The sequence below is a fragment of the Amycolatopsis sp. CA-161197 genome (genome assembly GCF_050942255.1).
Classification (GTDB): domain Bacteria; phylum Actinomycetota; class Actinomycetes; order Mycobacteriales; family Pseudonocardiaceae; genus Amycolatopsis.
The window spans coordinates 7901794-7921371 of record NZ_CP192059.1 but is presented as its reverse complement, the minus strand read 5'-3'; the positions used below and the strand labels follow the sequence as shown (position 1 = coordinate 7921371).

Annotated in this window: 16 protein-coding genes; 14 read left to right on the top strand and 2 right to left on the bottom strand. The window is 71.6% G+C overall.

Annotation, left to right across the window (positions count from 1 at the left end; all coding sequences use genetic code 11):
- Window position 1: 1 nt before the first annotated feature.
- The gene (locus ACQPXB_RS37355) at window positions 2-769 is read right to left on the bottom strand and encodes an ANTAR domain-containing protein (RefSeq protein ID WP_432846259.1); all 768 of its coding nucleotides are present in this window, start codon (window positions 767-769) and stop codon (window positions 2-4) included.
- Between the two features lie 124 nt (window positions 770-893).
- Complete coding sequence (locus ACQPXB_RS37350) at window positions 894-2045, bottom strand: MsnO8 family LLM class oxidoreductase (RefSeq protein WP_432846257.1); 1152 nt, start codon at window positions 2043-2045, stop codon at window positions 894-896.
- A gap of 468 nt (window positions 2046-2513) precedes the next feature.
- Between ACQPXB_RS37350 and ACQPXB_RS37345 the strand changes: the two genes are divergently transcribed.
- From ACQPXB_RS37345 to ACQPXB_RS37280, 14 genes are all read left to right on the top strand, one after another.
- Complete coding sequence (locus tag ACQPXB_RS37345; protein WP_432846255.1) at window positions 2514-3593, top strand: LLM class flavin-dependent oxidoreductase; 1080 nt, start codon at window positions 2514-2516, stop codon at window positions 3591-3593.
- Window positions 3594-3597: 4 nt separating this feature from the next.
- Complete coding sequence (locus tag ACQPXB_RS37340; RefSeq protein ID WP_432846254.1) at window positions 3598-5001, top strand: NtaA/DmoA family FMN-dependent monooxygenase; 1404 nt, start codon at window positions 3598-3600, stop codon at window positions 4999-5001.
- A 258-nt stretch (window positions 5002-5259) separates the two neighbouring features.
- Window positions 5260-6228: an amino acid ABC transporter permease gene (locus ACQPXB_RS37335; RefSeq protein ID WP_432846252.1), complete on the top strand. Its 969-nt coding sequence runs from the start codon at window positions 5260-5262 to the stop codon at window positions 6226-6228.
- A complete protein-coding gene (locus ACQPXB_RS37330; protein ID WP_432846251.1) occupies window positions 6225-7007 on the top strand; it encodes an amino acid ABC transporter ATP-binding protein in 783 nt (260 codons plus the stop codon). The genes ACQPXB_RS37335 and ACQPXB_RS37330 overlap by 4 nt, the downstream gene beginning before the upstream one ends.
- On the top strand, window positions 7004-7999 hold the full coding sequence (locus ACQPXB_RS37325) for a transporter substrate-binding domain-containing protein (protein WP_432846249.1): 996 nt from the start codon (window positions 7004-7006) through the stop codon (window positions 7997-7999). The genes ACQPXB_RS37330 and ACQPXB_RS37325 overlap by 4 nt, the downstream gene beginning before the upstream one ends.
- Entirely contained in the window at window positions 7996-8712 is a 717-nt protein-coding gene (locus ACQPXB_RS37320) for a GNAT family N-acetyltransferase (protein WP_432846247.1), read from the top strand. Before ACQPXB_RS37325 ends, ACQPXB_RS37320 begins: the two co-directional genes overlap by 4 nt.
- Window positions 8713-8870: 158 nt before the next feature.
- The gene (locus ACQPXB_RS37315) at window positions 8871-10055 is read left to right on the top strand and encodes a protein kinase domain-containing protein (protein WP_432846246.1); all 1185 of its coding nucleotides are present in this window, start codon (window positions 8871-8873) and stop codon (window positions 10053-10055) included.
- A gap of 159 nt (window positions 10056-10214) precedes the next feature.
- Complete coding sequence (locus ACQPXB_RS37310; protein WP_432846244.1) at window positions 10215-10949, top strand: 2OG-Fe(II) oxygenase; 735 nt, start codon at window positions 10215-10217, stop codon at window positions 10947-10949.
- A complete protein-coding gene (locus tag ACQPXB_RS37305) occupies window positions 10946-11434 on the top strand; it encodes a hypothetical protein (RefSeq protein ID WP_432846243.1) in 489 nt (162 codons plus the stop codon). The genes ACQPXB_RS37310 and ACQPXB_RS37305 overlap by 4 nt, the downstream gene beginning before the upstream one ends.
- Before the next feature lie 142 nt (window positions 11435-11576).
- Entirely contained in the window at window positions 11577-11876 is a 300-nt protein-coding gene (locus tag ACQPXB_RS37300; protein ID WP_432846241.1) for a hypothetical protein, read from the top strand.
- Window positions 11877-11921: 45 nt separating this feature from the next.
- Window positions 11922-15173 (top strand): TIM-barrel domain-containing protein, encoded by a 3252-nt coding sequence (locus tag ACQPXB_RS37295; protein WP_432846239.1) that lies wholly within the window; start codon window positions 11922-11924, stop codon window positions 15171-15173.
- A 148-nt stretch (window positions 15174-15321) separates the two neighbouring features.
- Window positions 15322-16209, top strand: a complete 888-nt coding sequence (locus ACQPXB_RS37290; protein WP_432846237.1) for an LLM class flavin-dependent oxidoreductase — start codon at window positions 15322-15324, stop codon at window positions 16207-16209.
- Window positions 16206-16496, top strand: coding sequence for a helix-hairpin-helix domain-containing protein (locus tag ACQPXB_RS37285; RefSeq protein ID WP_386947610.1), 291 nt, complete (start codon window positions 16206-16208; stop codon window positions 16494-16496). The genes ACQPXB_RS37290 and ACQPXB_RS37285 overlap by 4 nt, the downstream gene beginning before the upstream one ends.
- Before the next feature lie 76 nt (window positions 16497-16572).
- Complete coding sequence (locus ACQPXB_RS37280; protein ID WP_432846236.1) at window positions 16573-19380, top strand: glycoside hydrolase family 2 protein; 2808 nt, start codon at window positions 16573-16575, stop codon at window positions 19378-19380.
- Window positions 19381-19578 lie beyond the last annotated feature (198 nt).

Genomic DNA, 19578 nt, shown 5'->3' with positions numbered 1-19578 from the left:
GTCAGGCCGGGTGCTGGCGCAGGATGACGTCGAGGTCGACGCCGCCGCCGACGACCTCGGCCGCGAACTCGGTGAGCCGGCGGTGATGGGCCCGCGCGTAGCCGCGCAGGTGGCCGAACGCCTCGTCCATCGACATCCCGCCGTGCTCGGCCAGCACGCCCTTGGCCTGCTCGATCAGCACCCGGCTGTTCAACGCGGTCTGCAGCTGGGCCGACAGCTGGTCACCGTGTTCGATGGTGCGCTGCTGAAGGATCCCGATCGTCGCCACATCGGCCAGGGCCTGCGCCAGGGCGAGGTCATCGGCCCCCACGCCACGCGGCTCGGTGCCCAGCAGCGTCAGGCCTCCGAGGACGTCGTCCCGCAGCCGCATCGGCAGCGCGTGGGCGGACCGGAACCCGCATTCGCGCGCCGCGGCGGCGAACCGCGGCCAGCGGAGGGCCGAGGCCTGCAGGTCGGGACTCGAAACCGGCTCGCCCGTCCGGACGCAGTCCACGCACGGCCCGTCGTCGGTCTGCACCGCGAACAGCTCCAGCAGCTCCGCCCGGTGCGACGACGTCGCCGCCACCTGCAGCCGATCTTGGCCACCGCGGAGGATCACCCCCGCCGCCGCGACGTCGACCAGGTCGACGACCTGCCCGGTCAGCATCCCGAGGAAGTCGACGACATCGAAATCGGCGACCAGCGTGTCGGCGAGGGCGACGAACGCGCGGGCCAGCTGCCGTTCCCGCCCGGCCAGCGTTCGGGTTGCCGTGGTGGAGTGCTCATCCATGGGTCTGCTCCGTCTCCGGCGAAGGTCCAGGAACAGGGGAGTCCTCCAGGATACGCGGGGAATGCCGGGCGCTCGGCGACACGGATCCCGCGCCGAAACCGGCGCGGGTGCCGACGGACTCAGCTCAATCTGTGCTCGTCCTCCATTCGATGGCGAGGAGCTCGTAGGAGCGCAGGCGGTCGGCGGGGTCGTGGGTGATCGTGGTGACGGCCAGTTCGTCCGCGCCGGTCGCCTGCCGGAGGCGGCGCAGCTGCGCGACGACCGTGGCGGGTGAGCCGACGATCTGGGTGTCGACCCGGTCGGCGACGAGCGCCCGGTCCTCGGCGGTCCACGTGTGCGCGGCAGCCTGTTCGGGGGCGGGGAAGGGGATGGCGCCTTCGCCGCGGCGGATGCCGAGGACCCAGAGGCCGTAGCCGGCTGCGAGGTGGCGGGCGTGGTCGTCGGTGTCGGCCACGACGACGTCGGCCGAGACGGCGACGTAGGGCCGCGAAAGGTGCGCCGACGGGCGGAAGGCCGCGCGGTAGCCCTCGACCGCGTCGAGCACCGTCGCGGGGCTCACGTGGTAGTTGGCCGCGAAGCGCAGCCCGCGGCTGCCGGCCACCCGGGCGCTCTGCCCGCCGCTGCTGCCCAGGACCCAGACTTCGACGTCGGCGCCTTCGCCGGGAACCGCGTGCGCCGCCACGCCCTCGGCCGAGCGATAAGTCCCGTCCAGCAGTGCGAGCAGGTCGTCGACCTGGTCGCCGTAGTCCGGGGCTTCGGCGCCCGGCTGCTGGAGCAGGGCGAACGTCACGGCGAGCCGGGCCGAGCGCCGGAGGCTGCCGAGATCCGGGGGCCGGGGGATGAGCACGCCGCCGTTGTGGTGCGCGGCGGGCCGGTGCTCGGGCGCGGAGGCGCGCTCACGGATCAGCTGCTTGCCGCTGCGCCCGAGCCCGAGGTCGAGACGGCCGGGGTGCAGCGCGTCGACGAGGCCGAACTCCTCCACGGCCGACAGCGGCGTCCGGTGGCCGAGCTGCACTCCGGCCGATCCGACGCGGATGCGTTCTGTCGCGGACGCGAGCAGCGCGGCCAGGACCGGCGGCGACGATCCCGCGACGCCTTCGTTGAGGTGGTGCTCGGCGAGCCAGTACCGGCGGTAGCCGAGCCGTTCGGCGTGGCGGGCGAGGTCGATCGCGTTGCGCACGGCCTGCGTCGCGGTCGAGCCCTCGCTCACGGGAACGAGGTCCAGGACCGACAGCGGGAGGTCGGGCGCCTCGGTTCGGGCGGCGTCAGGCGACATGCCCGACGACCGTGAGGGTGTGCTTGACCGAAAGGTTTCGAGACACCCGGCCACGCTAGGCCGAAACTCCGCGGACGGAGCCGATTCCCGGATCCTGGACCATTCCCGGTCTTTGTGCGGCCCTTCACTTTGTCCGGCAAGGGTTTCGCTCCGTGGACGGGCTGGCCTCGCCTGCACGCCGGTGCCGACAATCGTGGTGCGAAGGGCGTGGCAGCAGGGACCTGCCGGTTCATCCGGCCGACCTCACCGGGACTGTCCACAGGGGAGCCGATTCCGCGTGGCTGCTACGCCTCGCCCGCCTCGTCGGGTGCGGTTTCGCGGGCCGACCGAATGCGTCGGACGGGATCGGCAGTTTGTTCGCCAGGCCCGTCCTACCCCGTGAAACCCGGAATACCCCGAGCGCCGCAGCGGCTGCAGACGCCGTCCGGCAGATGGTGCGCGCGGCGCACGTGACAGAGGAGACGGGCCATGACATCCCTCGCGGTGGCACTGGAGATCGACGGCGCGGGAGCGCATCCCGCGGCGTGGCGCAGGGCGGCGCATCCACCGTCCGGGCACTTCGATCCCGGGCGGCTGCGCGCACTCGGCGAGACCGTCGAGCGCTCCGGCTTCACCGCGGTGACGCTGGAGGACGACCTGCTGCCGGGACCCGCGCCGGCGCCCGCGGGCCGCATCGGGTCGCTGGAGCGCGCCGCGTTCCTCGCCGAGGTGACGAGTGTGCTGGGGCTCGTGCCGGTCGTGTCGACGACCTACACGGAACCGTTCCACGTCTCGTCCGCCCTCGCGGCGCTGGACCACCTCGGCCACGGCCGGGCGGGGTGGATCGTGGGCAGCACCGAGAACCCGGCGGCCGCGCTCGCCTGGGACCGTCCCGTGGTGACGGGGGAGGCCGCGCTGCGGCGCGAGGCCGCCGACGCCCTGCGCGTGGTGCGCGCGCTGTGGGACTCGTGGGAGGACGACGCGGTGGTCCGCGACGTGGCCACGAGCCGTTACCTGGACCGCGATCGCGTGCACTACATCGACTTCGTGGGTGAGACGTACTCGGTCAAGGGACCGGCGATCGTGCCGCGACCGCCGCAGGGCAACCCGGTCGTGTTCGCCGCACCGGAGCTGGTCGATCCGGCGGACGCCGACGTCGCCCTGATCTCCGGCCGGGACCTCACTGCGGTGGCCGCGGCGTCGAGCCTGGCCAGCGCCGCACCGCTCCGGTTCGCCGAGGTCGAGGTCGCTCTGGACACCGAGGCGCACAGCGGGGCCGAGCGGGTCGCGGACCTGGCGCGGCACGGCCCTTGGGCCGACCGCGGGCGCCTGCGTTTCGTCGGCGACGCACCGGGGTTCGTGCGGCTGCTGGCCGACCTGGCCCGCATTGTCGACGGCGTGCGCCTGCACCCGCTTGTCCTCGACGAGGACCTGCCCACGCTGGCGAGGTCGGTCCTGCCGCGGCTGCGCGCCGAACGTCTCGCCGCGGCACCCGTTCCCGGACAGTGGCTGCGGTCGACGCTCGGCCTCGCCGCGGCCACCAACCCGTTCGCCACCACCGGAGGTTGAGCCGATGACCCGCACCGATCCGCACGACGTTCCCCGCCCGCACGCGAAGCTGCACTTCGGGGTGTTCTTCCAGGGCGTCAACCACTGGACGATCTGGACCGACCCGCGCAGCGGCTCGCAGATCGCGCCCGAGTCCTACCGCCAGGTCGCGCTGACCGCCGAGCGCGGCCTGTTCGACGCCTTCTTCCTCGGCGAAGGACTGCGTCTGCGCGAAATCAACGGCCTGGTGCACGACCTCGACGTGGCCGGCCGGCCCGAGGCCATCACCCAGCTGTCCGCGCTGGCCGCGGCCACCCGGCACATCGGTTTGGTCTCGACGTCGAACGTCACCTACAACGACCCGGCCGACCTGGCCCGCCGCTTCGCCGGGCTCGACCTGCTCTCGGGCGGGCGCGCAGGCTGGAACGTCGTCACGACCGACAACGCGTGGACGGGCGAGAACTTCCGCCGCGGCGGCTACCTCGACCACGCCGACCGGTACCGGCGCGCCGAAGAAGTGCTCGGCGCCGCGCGGGCGCTCTGGGACTCCTGGGCCGACGACGCCCTTGCCACCTCGACCGGCGCCGAGTCGTGGGCGCGGGACGGCTCGATCGCGCCCGTCGTCCGCCACGGCGACCTCGTCGACCTCGAGCTCACCGGCGGCCTGCCGCGCAGCAGCCAGGGCCACCCGGTGATCTTCCAGGCCGGCGACTCGTCGGAGGGGCGCGACTTCGCCGCCCGCAACGCCGACGTGATCTTCTCCGCCCACGGCTACGACTTCGACGACGCGCTCGCGTTCGCCGGCGACATCCGCCGCCGCCTCACCGCCGCCGGCCGGACTCCCGAGGACCTGCGCATCCTGCCCGGCGCCTCCATCATCCTCGGCGACACCGAGGCGGAAGCCGAGGAGAAGGCGCGCTGGGTGCGGCAGCAGCAGATCACGCCCGGTACCGCACTGGCGCAGGCGACGTTGCTGTGGAACGTCGACCTGTCGGCCTACGACCCCGACGGGCCGTTGCCCGACCTCGAACCCCGCGAGCAGGACAGCAGCGGCGCCTTCGGTGCCGCCCGCGTGGCCGACTCGCGCGCGACCGTCGCGCGGTGGCGCGAGGAGGCCGCCGCCCACGGCTGGTCGTTGCGGCAGACCGTCATCGAGCTCGGGCAGCGCGCTCGCAGCCACGTCGGCACTCCGGCCGGGCTGGCGGAGAAGTTCGCCCGCTTCGTCCGGGAGGGTGCGCTGGACGGCTTCAACGTCTCGCCCTACCTGGTTCCCGACGGCCTCGACGACATCGTCGGCTCCCTCGTCCCCGCGCTGCAGGAACGCGGTCTGTACCGCACCGAGTACACCGGCACGACGCTGCGTGAGCACCTGGACCTGCCTCCGGCCCGGCGAGGGGAAGGAGCTCTGGCGGTCGCCGAGGCCAGCTGACCGCGCCGGCAAGATCTACTGTGGACAGTGCGCTCCGCCCTCTGCCCGGTTGCCTGCCGGGCAGAGGGCGGTGTTCGGCATGACCATCCGGCCCAGTCCGGTCTCGACAAGTGTCCACTCGGGACATATGCACCGAAACCTTTGTCACGGGCCAAGTTCATCATGTGAGAGTGTCGAACCGGTGCTCGACAGGGGTGTGGCGACCGGGTCAGAGTGATCGGCGGCAGCACGCTTTCCCCTTCCCCTCTGGAGTCACTCGTGAGCTCTCCTCCGGTCACTCGCCTCGAAACCTCGTCATCCGGACCGCCGGTCGACGAAGCCCGCCTTCGTGAGCTCGCCGCGCGGCGAGTGCTGCCGTTGCGCAGGCCGGGCCGCTGGATCGCCGCCGCGGTGGTGCTGGTGTTGCTGGCGCAGCTCGTCCACGCGCTGGTGACGAACCCGGTGTTCCAGTGGAACGTGTTCGGCTACTGGTTCTTCCGGCCGGTGATCCTCGACGGGCTGGTGCTCACGCTGGAGCTGACCGGGCTGGCCGCGGTGTTCGGCCTGGTGGGCGGCATCGTGCTGGCGTTGATGCGGCTGTCGCGAAACCCGTTGCTGCAGGCCGTTTCCTGGGTCTACGTCTGGATCTTCCGGTCGATCCCGCTGATCGTGCTGTTGCTGTTCCTGGCCAACGTCACGGCGCTCTACAGCACCCTGAGCCTCGGCATCCCGTTCGGACCGTCGTTCCTGCAGTTCAGCGCGACGGACCTGTTGAGCTTCTTCGTCGTGGCCGTGCTCGGGCTGAGCCTCAACGAAGCCGCGTACGCCGCGGAGATCGTGCGTTCCGGCGTGCTGTCGGTGGACCAGGGGCAGCTGGAGGCGGCTGCCGCGCTGGGCCTGCCGCGGTGGCGCCAGTACCGGCGGATCATCCTGCCGCAGGCCACGCGCGCCATCGTGCCCGCGTACGCGAACCAGCTGATCGGCCTGCTGAAGGGCACGTCGGTCGTGTACATCACGTCGTTGCTGGAACTGTTCGGCGTGGTCGAGACGCAGGCGAGCACCAACAGCGGCCAGATCATCCCGCTGCTGCTGGTCGGCACGGTCTGGTACGTGATCCTCACGAGCGTGCTGTCGGTGGTGCAGTACTACGTCGAGCGCTACTTCTCCCGCGGCGCGCTGCGGACGGTGCCGCCGACGCCGGTGCAGCGGTTCCGGCGCCGGCTCCGCTCGCTGGGGGCGGCCCGGTGAGCGAAGTGCGCGTGCGCAACGCGGTGAAGTCCTACGACGGCATCCGGGTCCTCGACGACGTCGACCTCACCGCGCCCGCGGGCGAGGTGACGGTGCTGCTCGGTCCGTCCGGGTCCGGGAAATCGACGCTGTTGCGGGCGATCAACCACCTGGAGCGCCTCGACAGCGGCTACGTGAGCATCGGCGGCGAGCTGGTCGGTGTGCGGGTGCACGGCGACCGGTTCAAGGAGCTGAGCGAACGCGCGATCCTGCGCCGGCGTTCGCGGATCGGGTTCGTGTTCCAGCACTTCAACCTGTTCCCGCACCTGACGATTCTCGACAACGTCATCGAAGCCCCGGTCGTCACCCAGCGCGTCGCGCGGGCGACGGCGCAGGCCCGGGCGCGCGAGCTGCTGGCCCGCGTCGGCTTGGCGGACAAGGAAACCGCCTACCCGCGTCAGCTTTCCGGCGGGCAGCAGCAGCGGGTCGCGATCGCCCGCGCGCTCGCGCTGGAGCCGAAGCTGATCCTGCTCGACGAGCCCACCTCGGCGCTCGATCCCGAACTCGTCGGCGAGGTGCTCTCGGTGATCCGGGACCTCGCCCGCTCCGGGACGACGTTGATCGTCGTCACCCACGAGATCCGCTTCGCCCGCGAAATCGCCGGCCACGTCGTGTTCCTCGACGCCGGCCGCGTCGTCGAAGAGGGCCCGCCCGAGCAGGTCCTCGACCGTTCCCGTCACGACCGCACCCGGGAGTTCCTCGGGAGGGTCACCCGCACCGAAAGCGCAGGAATCCCATGAGACGCCGCTCTTTGCTGCCCCTCGCCGCCGTCACCGTCGTCGCCCTGTTCGCCGGCGCGTGCGGCGGCAGCACCCAGGCCGCGACGAACCCGGACGGCACGGACACCGTGAACGTCGCCGCCAACACCAGCGACGAGCACCCGGTGACGCTGACCGTGCCGACCGTCGCCGAGATCCGCGCGAAGGTGCCGAAAGCGATCCTCGACCGCGGCAAGCTCGTGATCGGCGTCGGCGCGCTGCCCTCGGGTTTCCCGCCGCTGGCCTACGTCGGCACCGACCAGCGGACCCTCACCGGCGCCGAGCCCGACCTCGGCCGCCTGGTGGCCGGCGTGCTGGGGCTCGAGCCCGACGTGCAGAACGCGTCTTGGCAGAACCTGTTCGTACGCCTGCAAAGCGGCCAGTTCGACGCGGGGTTCTCCAACATCACCGTGACCGAGCAGCGCAAGCAGCAGGGCTTCGACTTCGCCGCCTACCGCGAGGACAACCTGGGCTTCGAGGTCAAGCGCACCAGCACGTGGAACTTCGACGGCACCTACGAGAGCCTCGCCGGCAAGACCGTCGCCGTCGACTCCGGCACCAACCAGGAGAAGATCCTGCTGGAGTGGAAGAACCGGCTACAGGCCGAGGGCAGGAAGCTGGACGTGCGGAACTTCGCCGACAAGAACAGCACCTACCTCGCGCTGGACTCCGGCCGCATCGACGCCTACTTCGCCCCCAACCCCGGCATCGCCTACCACGCCGCGCAAACCGCGAGCACGCCCAACCCCACGCGCAGCGCAGGCAAGTACTCCGGGGCCGGCGCGACGCTGCAGGGCCTGATCGCGGCCACCACCAAGAAGGGCAACGGGCTCGTCGAGGCGTTGTCGGAGGCCATCGACTACCTCATCCAGCACGGCCAGTACAAGAAGTGGCTCGCCGCGTACGGGCTCGAGAACGAAGCCGTCGAAAAGGCCGCGGTCAACCCGCCCGGACTCCCGCTGGACAACTCGTGACCGAAACGAGCACCACCGAACCCACTGCTGTTCTGGACGACCCCGCGTGGGCCTCGCTCACCGGCCCGCACGCGCACTTCGCCGAACGCCGCGGCCGCCTCGTGCGCTACCCGGTCGACGTGGCCCCGTTCCTCGCCGTCGACCCCGCGGCGCGCGGCCCGGTGTGGGACGACCTCGCCGCGCTCGCCGGCCCCGGCGCGGTGGTGCCGCTGCTCGCGCGGGCCGGCACGCCGCCACCCGGCTGGGAGGTCCTGCGCGAGGCCGCGGGCGTGCAGCTCGTGGACCACGGCGTGGCGGCCGCGCCGGATCCCGAGGCCGTGCGGCTGACGGAAGCCGACGTGCCGGAAATGCTCGACCTGGTCGCCCGCACCCGGCCGGGCCCGTTCCTGCCCCGCACCGTCCTGCTCGGTACCTATCTCGGCCTGCGCCACCGCGGCGCTCTCATCGCGATGGCCGGGGAACGCCTGCACCCGCCCGGCTGGACCGAGATCAGCGCCGTCTGCACCGACCCCGACCACCGCGGCCGTGGCCTGGCCACCCGCCTCGTCCTCGCCATCGCCGCCGGCATCCGCGACCGCGGCGAAACCCCTTTCCTGCACGCCGCGGCCCACAACCACAACGCGATCCGGCTGTACGAGTCCCTCGGCTTCCGCCTGCGCCACCGCACGGTCTTCGGCCAGGTCCGGGTACCGGAGGTGGCCGAGGAGCGCTGACGTGCGGATGGTCTCGGTTTCCGGTCCGGTGTTTGGCGGGTGGTTCCGCGGGGGTACTTGGGCGGTCACCGAGAGGACGGGGGTGTCGGCCGATGACGGACGGACGCGGGAGCGACGGCAGTGGCGTCACCGATCCTCGGTTCGCCCTGGGCGCCCAGGTGCTGCCGTGGGAGGTGCCCGAGGATCCGCCGCACTCGATCGCCGGGCGCTACGACGTGGAGCGGCTGATCGGCAGCGGAGGCACGGCGCGCGTCTACCGGGCGGTCGACCGCAGGCTCGGCCGCGAGGTCGCGGTCAAGGTGTACGACCGGCAATCGGTCGCGGTGGAGCAGGTGCGCCGGGTCCGGGAGCGGACGATCCAGGCCGGCATCGACCACCCGCGGGTGGTGGCCGTGCTCGACAGCGGGACGGACGGTGGCCGCCCGTTTCTCGTGATGCAGCTCGTGGACGGCGAAAACCTGGCGGAGCGCCTGTTTTCCGGGCCCCTGCCGGCCGAGCAGGTGACCGATCTGGCGGTGCGGCTCGTCGAGACGGTCGCGCACATCCACGCCCGGCGCGTCGTGCATCGGGACCTCAAGCCCGCCAACATCCTGCTCGGCCCGGACGGCCCGTTGATCAGCGATTTCGGCATCGCGCACGAGCTCGGCTCGACCAGCATCACCGGCACGGGGTTCGTCACGGGCACGGCCGCGTACCTCGCGCCCGAGCAGGTCGTCGGCGAGCCGGCCGGACCCGCCGCCGATGTCTACGCGCTGGGTCTCATCCTGCTGGAATGCCTTACGGGACAACGCGAATACCCTGGCACGATGGCCGAATCGGCGATGGCGCGGCTGCACCGGCCGCCGCGCATTCCCGCCGGGTTGCCCGCACCGTTGGCGCACGCGCTCGAGCGGATGACGGCCCGGGAGCCCGCGCACCGCCCCACGGCGGTTGAGGCCCTGCAGCTGCTTCGTCAGCCCGTTACCGCGGTTGCGCCGGTTCGGCCACCGGCCGTGGCCCGCAGGCTTCGCCCGAGGCTGCTGGCCGCGTTCGGAGGCATCGCGGCCGTCACGACGGCAGCCGTCCTCGCTGTGGCGCTCACGGGACCGGACGCGCCCGGCCCCGCACCTGCCGCCCAAACACCCGCTGCGCCGGCGCCGTCAACCGCCGCCTCCGCGAAGCCACCTACCTCCGCCGTCCCGGCGGCGGTACCGCACAACCCCGCCCCGCCGCGGCCGATCCCCGTCGCTGCGCGAGGCCCGGGCGCTCTTCCCAAGACGCCAGCCGCGGGCGGCAAAGCCAGAGGCAAACCCGAAGAGAAGGCCAAGGCCAAGGGCAAAGGCAAGGGCCCCGGCGGCCCGTAGCGCCTCCGCTCGCAGACACCCCACTCGCCGCAATCCCGACCGGCTCACGCTGTACGCCGGGGCCACCGCAAATCGCCGGCGGAGGCCATCTCACGTTTTACCCTCGGCCGCCGTCTACCAGGTAGAGGAGTGTCCGGCATTCGTGAACCTGGAGATTGCATGAACGCTGCACGGCGAGCGACCGTGGACCGCTGGCGCGACCGCGTCGAGTCGGGGGACTGGCCGGCGATCACCGCCGAGGTCGACGAGTACGGCGGGGCCCTGCTGCCCCGGCTGCTGGCCCCGGAGGAGACCGAGGAGATCAGGGGGCTGTACGCGCGGGACGACCTGTTCCGCAGCACCGTCGACATGGGCCGGCACCGCTTCGGCCGGGGCGAGTACCGGTACTTCCACGCGCCGTACCCGGAGCCGATCGAGCGGCTCAAGCAGGCGTTGTACCCGCGCCTGCTGCCGATCGCCCGCGACTGGTGGACCAAGCTCGGCCGGCCCGCGCCCTGGCCGGACACCCTCGACGAGTGGCTCCGGATGTGCCACGACGCCGGCCAGGCGAAGTCCACCGCGATCCTGCTCCGCTACGCCGAGAAGGACTGGAACGCCCTCCACCGCGACCTGTACGGCGACCTCGTGTTCCCGTTGCAGGTCGTGATCAACCTCAACGAGCCGGGCGTGGACCACACCGGCGGGGAGTTCCTGCTGCTGGAACAGCGCCCGCGCGCCCAGTCCCGGGGCACGGCCACCCTGCTGCCGCACGGTCACGGCTACCTGTTCACCACCCGCGACCGGCCGGTCGAATCCGCCCGCGGCTGGTCGGCGGCGCCGGTCCGCCACGGCGTGTCCGCCATCAGGTCGGGTGAACGGCACACCCTCGCCCTCGTCTTCCACGACGCGGCATGAGCGGCGAAAGCCCTTTGCTGACGAAGCCCGCCACCTACGACGCGGACCTGACGGCCACCGACGCCGAGGTCGACACCCTCATCCGGCTCGCGCTCGCCCGCGGCGCCCGCGACATCACGATCGGCTCCGGCCGCACCGCCCGCGCCCTCGCGACCGCCCGCGCGGTCGAATCCGCCTGGGCCCACGCCGGCGGCCGGACGCTCGGCACCGTCACCTGGCCCGAAACCGCAGCGTCCTGGCTGCGCCCGGCCTCCCGATTCGCCGCGGCCGACCCCGACCTGTGGCTCATGACCGGACCGGCCACCGGCTGGGCCCAGATGACCCGGCGCCTCTTGTGGTCGACCCCCTGGACCCCGGCCCGCACACTGGCGACCGCCGGAATCGGCGATCCGCGCACCCTCGCGCTCGTCGGCCCCGCCCACCTGCACGGCCTCACCGGCGCCACCGCGGACGGCGCCTCCTGGCACGTGGCCGGGAACGCGTGACGGCGGACACATCGCACTGCGCGAGGAACGGGCCTCGCAGACCCGGCTTGGTCGTTCGAACCGGACCTCACGATCCCGCGCAGCAGTTCGTCTACCCGGCATGGACAAGAAATCGCAGCCTCGACCCGGGAAGCACCTCCCGATGACCGACCCCGACGGCGACCAACACGAGCGCACAGCGATCGAACTCGTGTCCTGCCCCGAGTGCGGGAACGTCGCCACGATCGAATGGGCGTCCCGGCTCTCCGGCGTTCTGCACGTGAAAGTCCGGTGCCTCGAACGGCGCTGGTTCCTCATGCCCGCGGAGCGCATCACCTGCTACGGCTCCGAACGGCCGTACCGTGATGCCGACGCGCCCGCGGGTTGTTCGTCCGCTCGGAGTCTGCCGGTGCCCGACAAGACAGACCACCGGACAGGCTCAGGCCCGCGTCTTCAGCCTTGATCCTTCCCGAAGTACCGTCGCCGGGGATCTGTCTAGGAGGCAACGGTGACCAGGCGGTCGACATCGGTCCGGCGACGATTTCTGGTGCGGCTGCTGGCCGTCGTGTGCCTGGCGGGCACGCTGGTGTCCACGGGAGCGTCCGCCGGCGCCACACCGGTTTCCGCGCTCGCCGCGCAAACCGTGACCGCCGGGCAGGCGCGGTTCGAGGTCCTCTCGCCGACGCTCATCCGGACGGAGTACGCGGGCGACTCCGCCTTCGTCGACGCCGGCACGTTCAACGCGGTCGGCCGCGGCAGTTTCGCCCGGACCCCTTACACCGCAACGAAACGTGACGGCTGGCTGACCATCCGGACCAGTTCCGTCCAGCTGCGCTACAAGCTCGGCTCAGGCGCGTTCTCCGACGACAACCTCACCGTCGAGCTGCGGACGGGCGGCCAGGACGTCACAGCCCGCCCCTGGGCGGGCAAACTGACCCCCGCCTGCGCGTTCGGCGCCCTGTGCGAGGCCGAGGATCTGCAGCTGTCCGGCCCGGGCGCGGCCGACGACCACCGTGGTTACACCGGCGCCGGGTTCGCCGCGGGCTTCGCCAACGCCGGCGACGCCCTGGCGTTCCGCACGACCGCCCCGAAGGCCGGCGACTACCAGCTGGATCTGCGGTACGCCAACGGATCCGGCGGCGACGGCCAGCACACCACGCGCACGCTCACCGTCCTCGTGGACGGCGGCGATCCGCACCAGGTGTCGTTGCCGCCCACCGCCGACTGGGACACCTGGACCCTCGCCACCGCGCCGGTGACGCTGCCCGCGGGCGAACACGAGGTCCGCATCGAGCGTGGCGCCACCGACTCGGGCAACGTCAACATCGACAGCCTCGCCGTGGTCACGGCAGGCGCCGCGTACCCGCAGCCCGTCCCGCCCGCACCCACGCCCTGTGCCTTCGGCGCGCTCTGCGAAGCCGACCAGGGCGCCCTGGCCGGCGGCGCGCACGCGGCGAGCGACCACGACGGCTACTCCGGCAAGGGCTTCCTCGCGGGCATGGAGCGGACGGACGCGTCCAGCGCGCTCACGGTGACCGGCGTGCCCGCGAACGGCTCGTACGACCTGCAACTGCGCTACGCCGACGCGACCGCCGTCTCCGGCCAGAACCAGCCCACCACGTTGTCGGTCCGGGTGGGCGACGCCGCACCGACCAGCCTCACGCTGCCGGCGACGAGCAGCTGGAACTCGTGGCGGGCCACGGCCGTCCCGGTCAAGCTGGCGGCGGGCACCGACACCGTGACGCTGGCCTGCCCCGACTCGACGAACTGCCACCTCAACATCGACACCGTCGCGATCACGAAGCTCCACTCGCCGCTGCTCGCCCCGCACGCGGCGCTCGGCGGCTACCGGCGCGGGCTCGACGGCGTGGACGGCACCGCGGTCACCGCCCCGGGAATCCTTTACCAGGACGGCTGGTCGCTGCTCGACGACACCGCTTCGGCGCTGTATGACCCGCGTACCAAGGTCGTCACCCAGCGCCAGGCGCACGGCGGCCAGGCCTACCAGGACGGATACGTGTTCGCCTACGGCCAGGACTACACCCGCGCGTTGCGGGAGCTGTCCCAGCTGACCGGGCCGTCGCTGCTGCTGCCCCGCTGGTCGTACGGCGTCTGGTACTCCGAGTACTACGACCGCACCGCCGCGGACTTCGAGCAGACCATCCTGCCGAAGTTCCGGTCGGAGAACGTGCCGCTGGACATGCTCGTGGTCGACACCGACTTCAAGACGCCGAACAAGTGGAACGGCTGGGAGATCGACCCGGCCCGTTTCCCCGACCCGGCGGCGTTCTTCCAGTGGGCGCACGATCAGGGCCTGCACACCGCGCTGAACGTCCACCCGAGCATCCTCGCCTCCGACCCGCAGTTCGCCGCGGCGCAAGCGACCGCGAAGGGCAAGCTGAAGCCCGGCAGCTGCGGCGGTGGCGGCACCGACTGCTACGTGTTCGACTTCGGCGACCCGGACCAGCTGCGCGCCTACTTCGACCTGCACCGGCCGATGGAGCAGCAGGGCAACGACCTCTGGTGGCTCGACTGGTGCTGCGACGGGTCGAGCTCCGGCCTCGCCGGCGTCACCCCGGACTCGTGGATCAACCAGCAGTACGCCGACGACGCGGCGAAGACCGTCGGCCGCGGGTTCGCGTTCTCCCGCGCGTACGGCTCACTGCAGGCCGGTGGCTACAGCTCGCCCACCGCGGTGCCCACGGGGCCCTGGGCCGACAAGCGCACCACGTTGCACTTCACCGGTGACACCATTTCCGACTGGGCCACGCTGGGATTCGAGGTCGGCTACACGCCCGGCGAGTCCGCGGCGACGGGGCTGGCTTCGGTGAGCCACGACATCGGCGGCCACACCGGGGGCCTGCAGGAACCGGGCAGCGAGCCGGGCAGCACGAAGCTGCCGGACGACCTGTACGCGCGCTGGGTGCAGCTCGGCACGTTCCAGCCGATCGACCGCCTGCACTCCAACCACAGCGACCGGTTGCCGTGGCAGTACGGGGCCGCCGCGGACACGTCGGCGACGAAGTTCCTGAACCTGCGCGAGGACCTCGTGCCCTACACGTACACGCTCGCGCAGCAGGCCACCGCCACGGGGTTGCCGATCGTGCGTCCGCTGTACCTGCAGTACCCCGGGCAGCAGGAGGCCTACGCCCAGGCGGGCGGCGAGTACCTGTACGGGCCGGACGTGCTGGTCGCTCCCGTGACGAGCCCCGGCACCACCGCCACCACGAGCGTGTGGTTCCCGCCCGGCAGCGACTGGACCGACTACTTCACGGGCAAGACCTACCACGGCGGGACCACCGCGCAGATCACCACGGGCTGGGACACCATGCCGGTGTTCCTGCGCTCGGGCGGCATCATGGTCACCCGCAGCGCCGACGTCACCGGCGACCAGGGCCACCCCCTGACCGCCACCACGGCCACCGTGGCCGGCGGCCACCAGGGCACCTTCACCCTCTACGAGGACGACGGGCAGTCACCCTCGGCCAAGGGCGCCACCACCCGCCTGACCTACACCGAGGACCCCCACTCGGCGACACTCGCGATCGACGCCATGCACGGCTCTTACCCGGGCCGGCCGGCGCAGCGCGCCTGGACCGTCCGGTTCACCGCCGCCAAGGCTCCGTCGGCCATGCTCGTCGACGGCCACCGCAGCGCCGCGAACACGTGGACCTGGGACCCCGCGACGAAAACCGTGACCGTGCGAACGCCTGCGCAACCGACCGCTCGCCCGCTCACGGTGCGGTTGCTGAACTCGTAACCCGTCGTCCCGGCGGACGAGCCGTTGCCCCCTGCTGCTGTGGCGTGACAGGGCCCGCCGTGTGGGTGTCCGATCTGTTCAAGATCCGGCCGGCCCTCCCCGCTTACGTTGGCGGAGAGAGGAACGAACGCCGACAGAGGAGATACGGGTGCGGATCGGGATCGGACTGCCCGCCGCGGTGCCGGGGACGGACGCCGCGGGGATCGGACGGTGGGCCGCCGAGAGCGAGGAGCGGGGCTTCCGTTCGCTGGGCGTGCTCGACCGGTTGGTGTACGACAACCTGGACCCGCTGGTGGCACTGGCCGCCGCCGCGGCGTGCACGGAGCGCGTCGAGCTGCTGACCACGGTGCTGAACATCGGTTATCGCCGCAATCCGGTCGTCCTGGCGAAGCAGATCGATTCGGTCGAACGCCTTTCCGGAGGGCGGCTCACCGTCGGGCTCGGGATGGGCGGCTGGCCGGAGGACTACCACGCGAGCGGCGTCGAAATGACGAAGCGGGGCGCCCTTTTCGAGTCCACTTTGGACACGATGCGGCAGGTGTGGCGCGGCGAGCTGTCCGGGGCTTGCGGGCCGATCCCCGCCCTGCCACCAGGCCGTCCGCAGGTTTTGCTCGCCGGTGTGGTGCCCGCCGGTTTCGTCCGGGCCGCGCGGTTGGCCGACGGCTGGGTGGCGCCGTCCTTCGGGCTGGAGGTCTTGAACGAAGGGGTCGCGACCGTCCGGCGGGAATGGAGCCGAGCCGGCCGCGAGGGGCGACCGCGGATCGTCGTCGAGCGCTACTTCTGCCTGGGGTCGCGCGCGGCGGAAACGGCCGAATCGTATGTGGCGCACTACTACGGGGCCGAGTTCTTGCCCCGCGTCCGTCTCGACGCCATCACCGACGAATCCCGCCTGTGCGAGGAGATCGGCCGGCTTTCCGAGGCCGGAGCCGACGATCTGGTGCTGTTCCCGTGCTCGGGATCACCCGAGCAGATCGGCCTCTTGGCCGACGCCCTCGACAAAACGGCCGGGGAATCGGAAAAGGAGGCACCCCGATGACCTCGCACAAGGAATCCGACCTCACCACACTGGCCAACGTCGGCCCCGCCGTGGCGGGCTACTTCGAGAGCATCGGCATCACCCGGATCACGCAGCTGGCGAACCAGGACCCGGTCGAGCTGTACGAGCGGATGTCCGCGGCGGCCGGTGAACGGCTCGACCCGTGCCTGCTCGACACGGTTTTGTCCGTTGTGGACCAAGCCGCCGGGCGGCCGGCCCGACCGTGGTGGCACTACACCGCGGAGCGCAAGCAGCTACAGGCCCGGCACCTCCCAAAGTCGGATTGACAAAGGGATCCCGGCCCGTCGATCATAGAAGTCGCACTGAGCGTGACAACGTTGTCAGACACGGATCGGGAGCGACGTGACCCAGCTGAATCGCAGGCGGTTTCTGTCCGGTGGGATCGCGATCGCCGGTGGTGGCGCGCTCGGCGCGCTCGGCCTGTCGGGCATCGCCGACGCGGCCCCGGACAGCACGGCCGGAGGCCGGCCCCTTCACCTCGACGGCCACGAGATCACCGGCGGCTGGACCTTCACCGCGGCCGACGCGACGACGGCAACCGGGGACCGGTTCGCCAGTGCGCAGCAGCTCGCGGGCCTGAAGCCGGCCGTCGTGCCGGGAACACCGCTCACGAGCATGATCGCCAACGGCGAGTACCCCGATCCGCTGTACGGCCACATCGTGACCGACACGGTCCCGGACACCCTCAAGGACACCGGCTACTGGTACCGCGTCGCGTTCGCCGTGCCGCGGCTGATTCCGGGCCAGCGGTTCTGGCTGCGGTTCGACGGCATCAACTACCTGGGGACCGTCTGGCTCAACGGCACCGAAGTCGGCACCGTCGCGGGTGCGTTCAAGCGGAGCGTCTTCGACGTCACCGACATCATCACGAACGCGAACGGCACCGCGTACCTGGCGGTGCTGGTCGGCAAGCTCGACTACGCCGACCCGCCGTCGCTGCCGAGCTACGCCAGCGGGGTGACGCGCGGCGGGCGCAACGGGGGCAAGACCGGGATCACCTTGAAGAACGGGCCGACGTTCTTCTGCACGGCGGGCTGGGACTGGCTGCCGACCATCCCCGATCGGGACCTGGGCATCTGGCAGCCGGTCACCTGGTCCACCACCGGCCCGGTCCGGTTGACCGACGTGCACGTCGATCCGACGCTGTCGGCCGACCTGCGCACGGCCGACGTCACGGTCGAGCTCGCTCTCGACAGCGCGTTCGACACCGCGAAACCCGTGGTGCTGAAGGGATCTCTCGACGGCCACGACTTCGAGCGCACCGTGACCGTGCCGGCCGGGGCGTCCACGATCACGCTGACGTCGAAAGACCTCGCCTGCCTGCGCCTGGACCGCCCGAAGCTGTGGTGGCCCAACGGGTACGGCGACCCCCACCGTTATCGGCTCACGATCGCGGTGGAGTCCGGCCGTCAAGTCTGCGACGAGCGGACGGTGGACTTCGGGGTGCGGCGGATCGAGTACACCAAGCCGGTCGAGTCACCGTCCGGCGCGACCGTCGACGGTCTGGCCATCACCGTCAACAACCAGCCGATCCTGGTGATGGGCGGCAACTGGGGCCTGGACGAGGCACTCAAACGCATTCCGCGGCAACGGCTGCGCGACCAGGTGCGGCTGCACCGCGACGCCAACCTCAACCTGATCCGCAACTGGAACGGCCAAAGCAGCACCGAAGACTTCTTCGAGGCGTGCGACGAGTACGGCATTCTGGTGTGGCAGGACTTCTTCTGCTCGACCGAAGGCCCGCCGCCCGCAGACGTCGCGCGCGACCTGGACAACATCCGCGATTGCATCGTGCGGTTCCGCAACCACCCGTCGATCCTGCTCTGGTGCGGTGGCAACGAAGGCCCGCCGCCGCAGCCGCTCGTCGACGGCCTGGACGCGCTGGTGGCCGAGCTCGACCCGAAACGCGCGGCGCTGACCAGCTCGGCCGGCGACACCGGCCAGGACCCCATCGGTGGATACAGCTCCGGCGGTCCGTACCACTGGGTCACCCCCGGTACCCACTTTTCGCTCAACGACGGCACGAAGTGGCCCCCGTTCCACAACGAGGTCGGCTCGTACTCGATCCCGACGCTGGAGTTCATCCGCAAGATGCTCCCCGAGTCGTCGTGGGAACACCCGGACGACTTCTGGGCCGACCGCGACGTCAACGGCAACGGCGGCAACGGCGGCGGCGCCGGGTACCTGGCGCTCACCGCGCAGCGGTACGGCGAGGTGCTGAACCTCCCGGACTTCGCGCGCAAGTCGCAGCTGATGAACTACGAGTGCATCAGGGCGATCTACGAGGCGCACGCCGCGAACATGATCAGCGCGTCGCCGGGCAAGCCGTACCCGCGCACCGGCGTCATCATGTGGATGACCAACCCCGCGCAGCCCAGCTTCGTCTGGCAGATGTACACCCACGACCTCGAGGCGCACTCGGCGTTCTACGCCGTCCAGCACGCCTGCCGGCGGGTCAACGTGATCCTCGACCGCCAGACCCTCGACGTGGTGGTGGCCAACCACACCCGGTCGGCCGTGCGCGGCACCGTCGACGCCACGCTCTACGCCCTGAACGGCACGGTGTTCGCCCAGACTTCCCTGCGCGTGCCCGCCGCGGCCGCCTCCGACCACACCGTCATCGGCACCCTCGCGCCCCAGCTCGCCGCCACCCCCGACGACGTCGCCTTCGTCCGCCTGTCCCTCAAGGACCAGCACGGTACGGAACTGGTCCGCACCTTCTCCTGGCTCGAGAACCCGGCGCGCCCCACGGGATTCGCAAGCCTGGACACCGCTCCCGCCCCCGCCGTCTCCATCACCGCTGACGCCCGGCGCGACCGCGACGAGCTCACCCTGACCGCGGAGGTCACCAACACCGGCCACTCCGTGGCCCTCATGCTGCACCTGCAGGCCTACGACACCCACACCGGCGACCGCATCCTGCCCGCCACCTTCAGCGACAACTACCTCAACCTGGCCCCCGGCGAGTCGACCACCGTCCACACGCAACTGACCGCCGACCAAACCCGCCGCCACCCGTCCCTCGGCATCCGCGTCGACGGGTGGAAGATCGACCAGCCCGCCTCCCACCTGCGCGGCCACGGCGTGGCCGTCACCTTCAACCAGGCCGCCCTGGCCACCCACCCCCCGACGAAAACCTTCGGCGCGTAGCCGGAAGCGAGGGGTCCGGCCGAAACGCCTGATCCCTCGCTTGCGGCCGGCCGGCGACGGAACGCGGTCCTGATCGACGGGTGACGCCGCGTCAGCGCCGTGGGTGCTCGGCCGAGGGTTGTTGGGTGGCGTGGCCGGCGTTCGTGTTCGGCATCTGCTTGTCGCTGGTGGCCAACATCTGCTCGGCGCCGACGCTGA